Below are 13,745 nucleotides of genomic sequence, written 5' to 3' on the forward strand. Positions count from 1 at the left end.
TGTCCCTAGTAAGGCTGGATTTCTTTCCCTGTCTCCAGATCGATGACCTGCGTGTTGTCTTGTGGGGTAGGAATGGTCTTGCTCTTTGGTGCCTTCTCGTTTTCTTCCACCCATTTGATCAGCATGTCAAAGCTCTGATGGACATAGGGGAGAAGGGGCTGCAGCTCTTGATCCGGGTCCGATTTGCTCCAGACGAGGCTGTCGACGTGATTTCCTTTCTCAACCATGTACAGGCGATGCAAATCTCCTTTCCCGGCTTTTTTCACGAGCTCCTCATATCCTTTTGCATGCACATCAGGGAAGATGAGGGTGTCCCAGGAGCCGGCAACCGTAATGAGAGGAACGTTGATATTTCCTGTGTTCTCGATCGCGGCGACGTTGTTTTTCACACTGCTCGGTCTTTTGAAGTAATCGTAGCTTGCAAATACGTCGTCATGACTGCGGTCGCGCAGCCCATTTTGATCGAAATGCAAATAGTCGCGCCAGTCCAGATGGCGTGGTGCCTTTGGATCAAACTCGTCCCGGTAAATATTCAGGCTGATAAACCAGTAGACCTGATCATGGTAGGCCCACAGCTTTTCAGAGCCCTTGGGGACGCCGGCAGCGTACAGGGCTTCTGCCGCCTTTTCCTTTTCTGCACCAGAGCCGAAAATGGCTGCTTGGGCATGATTGACAACAGGGGTCAATGTCGAGATGAGATTGGCTTCTTTCGCACGCCACAGGACGCCTTCCCAGTCTACGCCTCCATCGTAGAGCTTTGGCTCCTTTGTCTTTTTCGGATCGTCATTTTCCAAGGCGTAGCGGACGACGTAGCCGCCGTTGGAGATACCCACGGCATAGGTAGGGACCGGATGGTTTTTGGAAACGAGCTTGCTGGCAGGGTTTTTCCTGTCCTTGCTTGAAATAAGCTGGTCAGAATAATGGCTGGCCAAGTAAGCTTGCGCCGCTTTGGTTACCTGACGATAGCGGAGGTTCCATTCACGGAGGGAATCCTCCTCGGACACGAGCGCGTTTTTGTTTTTGGCTAAGGGATCGTTCGGATCGATCTCACCCTGTGTGCCTTTATCGATGGCAGCAAAGGCAAAGCCCTTTTCCAGTACATAGTCACTGAATAAAAGATCGGTGGAGGTTTCGTTACGTGTGGCTGGAATGCCTGCGACGACGAGCTTTCCATTCCACTCGGCGGGGACGCGGATGACGAATTTTGCATCCTCAAACATGCCATTGACCTGCGTTCCAGCTACCTCGGCGGGCTGGTACATGCGATACCAGCCGCTCTGATCATCCTTTGAGCCCCATGTGTACGGAGCGAGCCCGATGTTGCCAAACTGGGTCGCGGCAGCATACTGCAACGGATTTTTCGTGGTGAGCCAGTTTTCCGCTTTTCCGTCAAATGGGGTCACGGTCACACTGTGTGCGCCGGGGATGACGGGAGAGTAGGCAGCATGGACCTGGGTGACGGGATAGGATGGAATGACAAGGGTAGAGAGCAGCAGAGCAGCGAGCGAGTGGGACATCCAGTTTCTTTTCATACGTTCCTCCTTTTTGTTGAAAGCGGTTCCATTGTCCTGCTAGGAAAAGCAAGGATCGTACCGAATTGAAATGGATAGGTTTCATGCGCCCTTAAACCAGGAGTGTCGCAAAAGTGCAGCATACAGAATGATGCTTTTTTGCGACATGACGTATTTTTGCTACAGTTGCGACGAGGAGGTACGTATATGCTCACCCCCCAATTCCTTCGTTTTCTCGATTCGCTGCAAATCGGCATGATGATCATCGATCGGGAGGGAATGATTCTTCACGTCAATCAGGTTGGCTGTCAGCTACTGGGCCTGAGGCTCTCGGAAGTCAGGCAGCATCACGTCTCGAGAATTACACCGGGTGCAGACATCATGCAGGTCATACGGGATGGCAGAGCGAGCTTGCGGGTGGAAATCCGTTTCGGCGATAAAACGCTGCTCGTGGACCGGATTCCTTATGTAGAGGAAGGCGAAATCATCGGCGCCATTTCTGTCTTTCAGGATATTACCTCCTATGAGGCGGCGACGCGGAAAATTTCGGAGCAAGAACGGGAGCTCCATCAGTTTCGGGAGCTGGTCGAGCAGCTGTATGACGGTATCGTGATGTGCGATCGAAACGGAATCGTCACGATGATCAACCAAGCGTACTGCGATTTTCTGGAAACGACGATGGAAGAGGCGATTGGAAAACCGATTACCGAAGTGATCGAGAATACCAGAATGCCTCAAGTCATGGTGACGGGGAAAGCAGAGCTCGGACACCTGATGAGAGTGGGAAATCGGGACATCATCGTGAGCCGCATGCCGATGCGCGAGGACGACAAGATTATTGGCGCGATGGGAAAAGTGATTTTCAACGACCTGCGTGAGCTGCGCAGCATGGTGGATCGCTACAACATCATGGAGCGGAAGCTGGATTACTACCGTCAGGAGCTGAAGCGGGTAGTCGGGACCCGGTATTCCTTTGATTCGATTTTTGCGGATCACCATTTGTTGAAAGAGACGATCCATTTGGCAAAAAAAGTGGCTTCCTCGCGCTCCTCCATCCTCATTCTGGGGGAGAGCGGCACAGGAAAAGAACTGTTTGCGCAGGCGATCCACGGTGTCAGTGCCCGTGCGGAAGGCCCGTTTGTCCGAGTCAATTGCGCGGCGATCCCAAAAGACCTCATGGAAGCCGAGCTGTTCGGGTACGAGGATGGAGCGTTCACTGGAGCGCGAAAAGGAGGCAAGCCAGGCAAGGTCGAGCTGGCGCATGGCGGTACGCTGTTTTTGGATGAGATCGGGGATATGCCGCTGGATATGCAGGTAAAGCTGCTGCGGGTGCTCCAGGAAAAAGAGGTAGAGAGGATCGGGGCCACTCGTCCCACACAAGTCGATCTCCGGGTGATTGCAGCGACGCATCGTCCTTTGGAAAAGCTGATGGAGGAGGGACGTTTTCGCGAAGATTTGTACTATCGACTCAATGTTTTTACGATTAGCATCCCACCCCTTCGCGTACAGACTGGTTCCATCATCGCGATGGCACAGCACCTGATCCAGAAGCTGAATCGCGAGCTGTATACATCCGTGACAGGGCTCGGCCCAAGAGTGGAGGACGTCTTTCTCTCCCACAGCTGGCCGGGAAATGTCAGGGAGCTGCACAATGTGCTGGAGAGAGCGATCCAGCTGGCCGATCACGGGGTGCTTGAGACAGAGCATCTGCCGGCTTATTTGCAGGAGAGAAAGGTCGTAGTCAACGGAGAGAGTCTGACACTGGATCTGGAGGCAGAATTGGCCAAGACAGAGAAGAAGGTGCTCGCCATGGCATTGGAGAAGGCTGAGGGGAATAAGGTAAAGGCAGCGAGCCTGCTGGGGATCCATCGGGCGAGCCTGTATCGGAAGCTGGAGAAGCTGGGGATGGATGTTACCTAGGCGAGGAGAGATCATGGATGAACATCGTCGCATGGAACTGCCGGCAGGCCTTTCGCAAAAAAGTCGAGAAGCTTGCGCCGTTTTGCCCCGAGATCGCTGTCATTTCGGAGTGCGAATCACTAGAGCGGCTAGGTGATAAACACACTTCCCTGTTCCCAAACGCTCTCTGGTTTGGCGACAATCTGCACAAAGGACTCGGTGTATTCAGTACTTCCGCGTATTCACTTACCGTTCATCCTGCCTACGACCCACGGTTTCGCTGGGTTGTTCCTATCTGCGTGACAGGCTTGGAGTCTTTCACGCTGTTGGCCGTTTGGACAAAGGATCACAAAGATAGAAAGCAGGGCTATATCGGGCAGCTGTTCTTGGCTCTGGAGCAGTACCAGATGCTTTTGCAAAAGGAAACCTGTCTCGTAGTAGGGGATTTAAACAGCAACGCCATTTGGGATGCTCTCCCGCGTGTCGGAAACCATACGGCAGTCGTCCAAATGCTGAAGGAGTACGGGGTAGAAAGTACGTACCACTGTTTTTTTCAGGAGGAACATGGCAAGGAATCTGTTCCGACCTACTATTTTCATCACCATCGGGAGAAGGGCTACCATATCGATTTTTGCTTCCTGCCTGTCGAGTGGATCGAGCGAGTAGAGTCCGTTCAAATAGGGACATACGAAGAGTGGCGGGAATGGAGCGACCATGTGCCGGTGGCGGTAAAGGTTGGGGAGCGGGTATGAAAAGGCTGAAAGGGACCGCATTGCTGGTTGAACTTTCTAGAGATAACTGGGAAGGGATGGTAATAAGCTAAAGAGAGCGAGCACAATCTATGCGGGCTTCAGACAGACATTCGTTTTGGAAATGCGGATAACCAGAAGGGAGAGAATGGCATGGAGATTCAAAATGCAGTAGCCATTGTAACGGGTGGAGCCTCCGGTCTGGGAGAAGCAACGGTGAGGAGTCTGGTGCGGTGTGGGGGAAAGGTTGCGATTTTGGACCTTGCCCCGGAAGCGGGGCAGTCATTGGCCGAGGAGCTCGGAAAAGAAAACGCGATGTTTATTCCCACGGATGTGACGAGTGAGGGAAGCGTGCGGGAGGCCATCGAGCAAGCGACAGGCAACTTTGGTACGATTCACGTAGCCATTAACTGTGCGGGAGTCGCTGCTGCGCAAAAGACGCTATCGAGAAGCGGTCCCCATCCACTGGAGTCGTTCTCAAGAGTGATCAACGTCAATCTGGTCGGCACGTTTAACGTTATTCGCTTGGCTGTGGAGCAGATGGCAGGCAATGAGCCGAACAAGCATGGCGAGCGTGGGATAATTGTCAATACGGCATCCGTGGCAGCTTTTGATGGGCAAGTAGGGCAGGTCGCATACAGTGCGTCCAAGGCAGGGATCGTCGGCATGACGCTGCCGATCGCGCGTGATCTGGCCCCCTACGGTATTCGCGTGATGACCATCGCTCCGGGTCTTTTTGATACACCGCTGTTCGACAAGCTCCCTCGCTCGGCAAAAGAAGCGCTAGGCGCAACCATTCCTTTCCCGCCACGCTTGGGGAATCCGACTGAATTTGCAATGCTGGTGCAGAGCATCATCGAAAATGTCATGCTCAACGGAGAGACGATTCGACTGGACGGAGCGATTCGCATGCAGCCAAAATAAAACATAGGGACGTTTCTCACCTCGCAGTAGAGGGAAAGAGAGACCGTCCCTTTTTTTAACGTATAAGAATTGATAAGCGTAATGCTTATGAATTCTGGAGCGCATGACGAAGTGCCTCAGCGTCTGCTTCTGGCATTCCTTCGGTAAAACTTTCCACTAAAACGCGGTCGCTCCTCCTTGAGCAGGCCTCGATAGAGGTTTTTTTATTGGTGTGAAAAGCTTGAGGAATCAAGGATGCTGCCACGATTCGCCGGCATTTGGCAAATTGTGTGCAACAAATCGTCCCTAAGTTCACGTTTATATAAGCGTATGGAAAAGTTTGCGAAAAAGGTTGCTGCCTGAAAGAGACAAGGCACGGATTAGCCTGGTTAGGAGGAGTGAGATGCGCAAGATCATATCAGGGATGCTTGCAGGAGCGATTGTTTCTTCAGCTGCGGTAGCATCTGCCGCACCTCCCACTACACTTGTGCTGAACGGACAAGCGGGACATGCAAGTGACTCGGTGAAAATCAAAAAAGGGAGAGCTCTCGTTCCCGTGCGTGAAGTGGCAGAGGAGATGGGAGCTGTCGTGAAATGGGATGCATCCCGGCGCACGGTTTACGTTTTCACGGGAGAACCAGAGGTGGACAGGGCAGCTGAGGGGAGCAAAAACGAATCTACCTCTCCTACGATGCAGCTCGTCATTAACGGAAAAAAGGTAGATTCCCCAGTCCCACCCCAAATCATAAATGGGAGAGCATGGGTACCCGCTCGGGAATTGGCGGAGGGTCTAGGGAGTGGAATTCAATGGAGTGACTCCCGAAGATCCGTATCGATAACGAACAAGATCGTCAATCCAACAGCAAAGGACTTTCGTGGACAAGCCATGATTACGTTCTCGTACGACGACGGCTTGGACACCTTCTACGATTTTGCCTTGCCGCTGCACGAAAAATACGGGATCCCGGCAACGGACAACGTCATCGCCGGAAAGATCAAAGACGGCGCGCAAACGATGTATCTCGATGCCGATCAAATCAAGGAAATGCACGAGCGCGGGGTCGAGATCGGTTCTCACAGCTATTCTCACCAGGATGGGTTGACGACTCTCTCAGACGAGGATTTGGATTTTGAATTGAGAGAAAGCAAAGCGGTGTTGGAGAGAATCGTCCCCAAGGTGCAGACGATCGGGATTCCCTTTTCCATGTATGATGAGCGCGTAAAAGCTGCCGTGAAAAAATACTACCAGGCAGCGAGAAATTTTGAACATCTGCAGAACGACATTTCAGCAGTCGACAAACTCTGGCTCCATACCGCAATCGCTGTGACCAACGAAATGACGTTTGAGCAAATCAAGCTGCGAATCGATGAGGCTGTCAAAAACAAGCAGTGGTGCATCATCATGCTGCACGGCATCGACCCGGATAACCAGGATTTGTATGAAATAAAGCCAGCACTACTGGAGCAGGTGCTCGCTTATGTGGCGAGCTTGGGCAGAGATAAAATCTTGCCAGTCAACACGATCGATGGAGTGTCACTTGCCGCGAAGTAGAAGAGGGTGACGATACTAAAAAACAACGAGCAGATGGGGGACTGAGAAGATGAAAGTTCTACTAGCCGTATCACTGGCACTCGGACTGACTTTTGGGATTATAGGTGTGGTTCATATGAACGCTAGCGCAACGGAGAGTCAGTTCACGGGCTCAGCATTGCCAGGGGGAGGAATTGAGGTTCCGCACAACCAGCGATTCCATCTCTCTACGGATCAACAATGGGTATCCTCTCAGGGGCATTTATCTGATCTGATTCGTCTGCAGTGGACGGCAGACCGGGCAAAACCGGCAATCTCCTGGGTAGATGAAACAGGTAAGGATAAAACGGCCATCGTGTCCCATGCCAAGGCTAATGATCCGAATCAAGAGGACCACAACCATCTATCGATCGAAACCACCATGTCGCCAACAGGCAAGAATGCGAACCAGCTTTTTACCAGATTTGAGATTCCCTTTGATCAAGACGTAGCAGAAATCCGGACGCATTCATCCAATTTGAATGTGGTAGATGGACTCCTGCGAATGGCCGGTTCGGATGGAGTGAATCGCGATGTGCAGTTTGCCAAGACCTCAGATGGAAATGTAACGAGTCCGCGATGGACGCTGCGAGCAGATAGTACGAATGAAACGGGAGCAAACGCCGGATCGAACTTTCATATTATCCGTTATTCGGATACCGGGGAGGAGATCGACACCCCCTTCTCGATTAACCGCAAGACTGGCAATGTCGGGATTGGCAGTGCCGATCCTACAACTAAGCTGGACGTGGATGGGGATCGCATTCGAATCCGCCAATCAGCCGCTCCCGCCTCCTCGTCAGCTCCGGGCAACGTCGGGGAGATCGCATGGGACAGCAATTATGTCTATGTCTGCGTCGCACCGAACAAGTGGAAACGAACAGAGCTTTCCACGTGGTAGATGATTTAAAGTGTACCCTTATGTCTCCCAAAGGGTACGTTGATGGATGAATGTGCAGTGTACGTAACTATGTTTGCGTTCCCTGCATTCGGACCGCCAGTGACGACACTCTTAAGCAGATAGGTCCTACCGGATTCTAATTGAGCAATTACCATATGCATGGGAACAGAATGGAAGCTTTTCATCGCTTTTTACTCCTTTTTCCATCTATAATAAGAAGGAAATGCCAAGCAGAACATTCAGACATCCGAATAAAGGAGGCTGCTATGATCCGAGAAAGATTGCGAGAATTGGGACTGGAGTTGCCCGAACCGGTGCCATCCCTGTATCAGTATGTTCCAGTCGTCGTTCATGAAGGAATCGCCTATGTCAGCGGGCAGGTGCCGAGAGTAGACGGAAAGCTCCCCTACGTCGGTAAAGTAGGAGTGGACGTAACCATCGAGCAGGCGAGGGAGCTGGCTAAAATCTGCGTGTTAAAAGGGCTGAGCAGCCTGGAAGCGGAGATTGGCAGTCTAGACCGAGTGGAACGGGTATTGAAAGTGACAGGATACGTGCAGTCGACAGATGGATTTAATCAGCAGCCGCAGGTGATTGACGCTGCATCCGAGCTGTTGGAGCAGATTTTTGGCGAGCAGGGGCGTCACGCGCGAACAGCCGTAGGAGCGGCCGAGCTGCCCGGGAATACGCCAGTTGAAATTGATTTCATGATTGCAGTCCAACGATAGGAGGCAACTGTCATGATCGGAATCGCAGATATCATGGCTGCGCGGGAGCAGATCGCAGATACCATTCGCCAAACGCCGCTGCTGTCATCCGAGCAGCTATCGTTGCAATGCGGAAATCGCGTCTTTCTGAAAGCGGAGCATCTGCAGAAAACGGGATCCTTCAAGCTGCGGGGAGCCACCAACAAGGTCAAGCAGGCTGTATACGCCGGGGCAGCTTCTGTCACGACAGCTTCCTCGGGCAATCACGGACAGGCAGTCGCGTATATAGCCAACAAGCTGGGAATACCAGCGACGATCGTAGTTCCAGAGGATGTAGCTGCCTGCAAGGTCGAGGCGATCGAGGCTTATCAGGGCAAGGTGGAAAAATGCGGGCTGACCTCGGCGGAGCGACTACCGAGAGCGATGGAAATCGCGGAGCAGCAAAAAGGCGTCTTCGTGCCACCCTATGACGATCCGTACATCATGGCAGGGCAAGGCACCGTGGGATTGGAAATCCTGGAGCAGCTGGGTGACATCGATGCGATTTTCGTGCCAATCGGCGGGGGCGGCTTGATTTCAGGAGTGCTTACCGCCATCAAGGAGACGAAGCCCTCCATTCAGGTGATTGGAGTAGAGCCGCAGCTTGCCAACGACACCTACTTGTCCTTGCAGCAAAACCAGCTTGTCTCGCATAAGGGAACCACGACGATCGCGGATGGCTTGCGGACTAGCCAGCCCGGGGATTTGACGTTTCCTGTTTTGCGCAAATACGTAGATGATGTCGTACTGGTTTCGGAGGAGGAGATTCGCCAAGCGTTTACCTTCGTACTCGAAAGAATGAAGCAGCTGATCGAGCCATCCAGCGCGACTGCGATTGCGGCTGTCATGTTTGAAAAAACAGCCCTGCGCGGAAAGCGGATCGTCACACTCGTCTCGGGCGGAAACGTTGACCTCGCTGCCATGGCAGGGCTGATCGTCAAATAGTTAGATAGAGTCTGCTTCGACTAAAGAGAATTCCTGTGCCTTCAGCAAAGCCTGGGTCCGATTGTTTACTCCGAGCTTGCCGTAGATGCGGTGCAGATAGACTTTGACGGTTCCGACCGTATTGCCGAGTGCTTCTGCAATCTCTTTGTTGGAGGCTCCCTGACTTAGCATGGATAACAGGATCATTTCTTTTCCCGTCAGCGGTTCGAGCAGGGGAGAGGGATGATCCGTTTTTCTTTTCGAGCTGCTTTTGGTGGTCATGAGCTCGAGCAGCTGCTGCACGTAAGCCTCCGAGACGGATTGATGAAGCACCTGCTTCTTGTTCCGGCTCTTGCTGGACGACAGGAGCAGATACAAAGCCTCTCCATCGTCGAGGAAGCTGCGTACATAACCGTTCGCCTCGCCGATGAACAGGGCTTCCTGCAAATAAACGAATGCCTCATCCAAAGAGCCGCGTTGTTGATTCGCCAGGGCTTGCAGGACAGCGATTTCGACTTGGCTGGCGAGAAGCCCCTCTCGTTTGCTGGCGAGCTTCAGCGTGTCCAGAATCCGCAGCGCCTCTGCTCCTTGCTGGCTCGCAAGCAGGAGACGGACATAGGTCAAGAGCTCGAGCTCGCGCTGGATCACAGGCTTGTCCCAGAAAGAGGCAGGTATTTTGGCGATCCGCATTTGTGCCTGCTCGATGTGCCCCTCTGCGAGATCCAATTTGGCGAGAAACGCATGCAAAGGATTCAGCCAGTACTCTTCCCCCCAGGTAATGATCGCATCGAGTGCTTCTTCGACCCTTTTTCTGGCATGGGGAACCGAGCCTGAGGCAAAGGCAATCTTCGCTTTTGTCAAAAGGCATGGGACCAGCAGCCCAGGTATCTGATGCCGGCGGGCGATCGGCTCTACCTGCTCCAGCAGGGCATGACTTTCATCGAGGCGATTCCACTCATAGTATCCTTCAGCGAGGGCTTGGACGACATACATGTTGAACAAGGAATCCTGCCATCCGTGCTCCGTCAATTTGCCAATAAACATTTTGCCGACGAATTCCGTTTGTGCGGACAAGACGCCTTTGAGCCCGAGTGAGGTGCGCCGGATGAATGGCTCCGTAGTATTGTAGTTAAACGAAAAAAACAAAGGTGACTCCGGCAGATTTTGATAAAGGATATCTGACTCGGCAAGCAGCATCTCGAAGTGCCCCAGGGCAAAGGCGAGGTTGGATCTTACGAAAAACAAGCTGCTGAGCAATTGCTGCTTTTCAAATGAGTCCTCCATGGCAGCACATTCTGCCTCCAGCTCAGCAAAATCGCCTTGCGCAAGCTCCGCCTGTCCGCAAAGAATCTGGATAAAGGCAGCCAGCATGCGCAGCGAGGGGGAGAGCATCGCAGACTTGTCAGGAAAGCTGTTTAGCCAGCGCAAGAGCGTGGACAGCTCGCCCCGCTGGATCATCTGCGGAAAATGCTGCTCCAAAAGAACGGCAGCAAAAGAAAAGTGAGAGGCTGCCAAAGCATGGTCGATCGCCTCATCGAACAATTGGCGCTCGGCAAAGCATTCACTGGCGATCCGGTGAAGCTCAATGGCTTTTTGCGGATGCATCTCCTGGAGCTGTGCCAGCAGGAATTCGCCGAACAGATGATGGTAGCGATACCAGGTTTGGTACTCATCGAGCGGGATGAGAAAGATGTTTTGCGAGAGCAGAGAGGCAAGCATCTTTTGCCCGTTGTTTTGTCCGGTCAACCGATTGCAGATGGAAGCATCCAAGCGCGGCAAGACACAGGTCGAAAGCAGAAAGCTTTGAACATCGGGAGAGAGTCTCAGCCAGACCTCATGCAACAAATACTCGGAAATGTCGCGATGAGAGCCGGAAAATCCGTTGAAAAAGCGCTCCTGATGAAACGGATTGCGCAGGGATATCGCAGCCAGCTGTAGGCCTGCGACCCATCCCTCGGTGCTCATGGCGAGCTGGTCGATTTGCTTGGGACTGAGCGCCAAGCCGTGAGCATCCTGATAAAAGCGCGCTGTCTCCGTATGGGTAAACCGCAGCTGCTCGAGTGTGATGTGGCTCGCTTGCCCGCGGATCGTCCATTTGCTTGTTGCAAAAGGCAAGGATGTACGGGTGGCTATGTACACATGGATAGAAAAAGGCAGATAGTCCAGGAAATACGACAAGCTGGCATGGATATGCTCCTCGGTGATCAGGTGATAATCGTCCAGGAGCAAGGACACAGATTGTTCGGTGGATTCAAGCTCATACAGCAGGGAATCGATGAATGTGAAAATAGAAGTATGGGAAATCGCGCCGATCAGTGGCTCCAGTCTTTCGGATAACTCCGGAAAACCAGATTGAGAGAGGGTGGCGACGACGTACTTCCAGAAGCGAATCAGATCGTTATCCATCTCGTCGAGGGAAAGCCAGGCACAGCGTGAGGGGTGCTGGGCTGCCCATTGGCTGAGCAGCGTTGTTTTTCCGTAGCCGGCAGGAGCGCATAAAGTAGTCAGCTTGCGCGTCAAGCCTTCTTCTAGCTGTCGAAGCAGCTGGTTTCGCGCAACGTTGTTAGGGCGAATCGCAGGCGTAGTTGTCTTGGTTCTGAGCATAATGGAACGCAAGGGACTCATAGCTCCTCCTTTATTGAACATCCGGTCATCTATTACCTCTACCCACATTATACTTGCTGGTAACAAGAATCGACATTTGAAATAAAGAAATCCACGAAATGTCAGACCCCTTCCCTTTTTGCTCGAATTCGTCGGATTTGCGCGAGAAATGTTCCATCGCACCGGACAAGCTTCAACAGGCTTCACAGCTCGCTCCATCTAGAATGGGCGTAGAAGCGTGTAGAGAGAGGTGCATGGAAATCGGACGGTGGAAGATTCTGTTTGCAGGTGCGATTGCGATGCTCTTGGTCGCAGGAAGTACGATAGGGGCTGGACGAGTTTTGGCAAATGACACTTCTGTCAACGTCGCCACACCCAAAGAGGATGAGGTCATTCGTGTCGCATTTGCAGGAGACATCATGCTGGATAAAAGTGTGGGGGTGCAAATCGGACGAAACGGCGTCGACTACCCCTTTTTGAAAACGGCAGCCTTCCTCAAGCAGGCGGATCTAACGATTGGCAATCTGGAGACATCTGTCAGTACACGAGGTCAGGCACAGCAAAAAGAGTACACGTATCGCTCCAAACCGCAAACGCTCCAGGGCTTGGTCAACGCAGGGTTCGATGTGGTCAATCTGGCCAATAACCACTCGCTGGATTACGGCATGGATGCTTTGTTTGATACGATGGAGCATTTGAAAAAATACCAGCTTGGGTACGTCGGGGGAGGAAAGAACGAAGCGGAGGCTTTTGCGCCTTACATCCGTACGATCAAAGGAAAGCGGGTCGCCGTCATCGGATTGAGCCACGTCTTGCCCAATCGGCAATGGTTTGCTGGGAAAAACAAGCCTGGACTGGCCCACGCCTACTCGTATGAGCCGATGCTTTCCTATGTCAAGAAAGCGGTAGCACAGTCCGACATCACGATCGCGGTCATGCACTGGAATCTGGAATACAAGGACTACCCGGAGCCGTATGCGCGAGAGATGGCGCGCAAGCTGATTGACAGCGGAGTAGACGCAGTGCTCGGGTCACACAGTCATTCGGTGATGGGGGTGGAGTATTACAAAAACGTCCCGATCTACTACAGCGTGGGCAACTTCGTCTTTACCACCTCGTACAATCCGAAAGGGAGAGAGGCGATGATGGTGGAGCTGACTTTTGGAGAAAAGGATACAACCTCCAAAGTCATCCCGATCAAAATCGCCAACGGTCAGCCAGCTCCGATGGATGCGGCGAATCGGAAAAAGATGATCGATAAACTAAATAGACTATCGTTTCAAGTGAGGCTGGATGCTGAAGGAAATGCTGCCCGAGAGAGAGTGACCGATCATTGACGAAGAAGAGATCATCTGGTGCAGCACTTCCGGATGGTCTTTTTGTTTTGTCTCCGGAGAGGGGTAAATCTTTTTAATCAGAGTGGACAAGGTAGGATATGGGAGGGATTTTCTGGATATGCCTGGTAAAGACGGTTAACTCTCCCTTAGGGGACCTTAAGCCAGAATATAGGGAATTTTCAAGGGTGAGTCATCGAGAGAGGCTATGATAACATGAAACGCGTGTTAACCATAACGGATCATGAGAGGAGATAGACGAACACCTCCCAATCAAATATGGGCCTAGTTCCGTCACGTACGGAAGCGGGGGAACCACCTTAGGGGTTAATTCTGTGATGCACAGAAGGGATGCAGCTCTGCCATCCTACCCGTCAGCTAACCTCGTCGGCTAAAGCAGATTAACTTTACACCATTTGCTTGAAAGCGCATGTTTTGTACACAGGGAGCGCGTATTTCCTGTTGGGGAATTCCCTTGTACACAGCTTCTTTGACATGCCTTCCAGCGAGAAAACAGCCGGCGCATTTGCTTTTCCATGTGGGGATGGCCCTCCCGAATCATGGAAGGAAGTGCGCTGGCTTTTTCTATACACGGAAAGTGGAAAGG

Annotated in this window: 10 protein-coding genes and 1 riboswitch; of the genes, 8 read left to right on the plus strand and 2 right to left on the minus strand. The window is 52.4% G+C overall.

Translation table 11 applies throughout. The features are described from left to right. Nucleotides 1-5: 5 nt before the first annotated feature. Nucleotides 6-1,532 (minus strand): alpha/beta hydrolase domain-containing protein, encoded by a 1,527-nt coding sequence (locus EDM59_RS27805; RefSeq protein ID WP_246011279.1) that lies wholly within the window; start codon nucleotides 1,530-1,532, stop codon nucleotides 6-8. Nucleotides 1,533-1,718: 186 nt separating this feature from the next. On the opposite strand from EDM59_RS27805, the gene EDM59_RS27810 reads away from it, so the two are divergent. From EDM59_RS27810 to EDM59_RS27845, 7 genes are all read left to right on the plus strand, one after another. Then, nucleotides 1,719-3,431: a sigma 54-interacting transcriptional regulator gene (locus EDM59_RS27810; RefSeq protein ID WP_122926619.1), complete on the plus strand. Its 1,713-nt coding sequence runs from the start codon at nucleotides 1,719-1,721 to the stop codon at nucleotides 3,429-3,431. 17 nt (nucleotides 3,432-3,448) lie between these two features. Beyond that, a complete protein-coding gene (locus EDM59_RS27815; RefSeq protein WP_122926620.1) occupies nucleotides 3,449-4,162 on the plus strand; it encodes an endonuclease/exonuclease/phosphatase family protein in 714 nt (237 codons plus the stop codon). Between the two features lie 150 nt (nucleotides 4,163-4,312). Then, on the plus strand, nucleotides 4,313-5,083 hold the full coding sequence (locus EDM59_RS27820) for a 3-hydroxyacyl-CoA dehydrogenase (protein WP_122926621.1): 771 nt from the start codon (nucleotides 4,313-4,315) through the stop codon (nucleotides 5,081-5,083). A gap of 382 nt (nucleotides 5,084-5,465) precedes the next feature. Further along, nucleotides 5,466-6,614 (plus strand): stalk domain-containing protein, encoded by a 1,149-nt coding sequence (locus EDM59_RS27825; RefSeq protein ID WP_122926622.1) that lies wholly within the window; start codon nucleotides 5,466-5,468, stop codon nucleotides 6,612-6,614. A gap of 49 nt (nucleotides 6,615-6,663) precedes the next feature. After that, a complete protein-coding gene (locus EDM59_RS27830; RefSeq protein ID WP_122926623.1) occupies nucleotides 6,664-7,533 on the plus strand; it encodes a hypothetical protein in 870 nt (289 codons plus the stop codon). A gap of 266 nt (nucleotides 7,534-7,799) precedes the next feature. Further along, complete coding sequence (locus EDM59_RS27840) at nucleotides 7,800-8,258, plus strand: RidA family protein (protein WP_122926625.1); 459 nt, start codon at nucleotides 7,800-7,802, stop codon at nucleotides 8,256-8,258. 12 nt (nucleotides 8,259-8,270) lie between these two features. Beyond that, entirely contained in the window at nucleotides 8,271-9,221 is a 951-nt protein-coding gene (locus EDM59_RS27845; protein WP_122926626.1) for a threonine ammonia-lyase, read from the plus strand. Here the strand turns inward: EDM59_RS27845 and EDM59_RS27850 are convergent, their stop codons facing one another. Continuing rightward, nucleotides 9,222-11,825: a winged helix-turn-helix domain-containing protein gene (locus EDM59_RS27850; protein WP_246011281.1), complete on the minus strand. Its 2,604-nt coding sequence runs from the start codon at nucleotides 11,823-11,825 to the stop codon at nucleotides 9,222-9,224. A 233-nt stretch (nucleotides 11,826-12,058) separates the two neighbouring features. On the opposite strand from EDM59_RS27850, the gene EDM59_RS27855 reads away from it, so the two are divergent. Further along, the gene (locus EDM59_RS27855) at nucleotides 12,059-13,141 is read left to right on the plus strand and encodes a CapA family protein (protein ID WP_122926627.1); all 1,083 of its coding nucleotides are present in this window, start codon (nucleotides 12,059-12,061) and stop codon (nucleotides 13,139-13,141) included. 269 nt (nucleotides 13,142-13,410) lie between these two features. Beyond that, nucleotides 13,411-13,545, plus strand: a riboswitch (cyclic di-AMP (ydaO/yuaA leader). Nucleotides 13,546-13,745 lie beyond the last annotated feature (200 nt).

Origin of the sequence: Brevibacillus nitrificans (assembly GCF_003710965.1) — a bacterium.
Taxonomy (GTDB): Bacteria; Bacillota; Bacilli; order Brevibacillales; family Brevibacillaceae; genus Brevibacillus; species Brevibacillus centrosporus.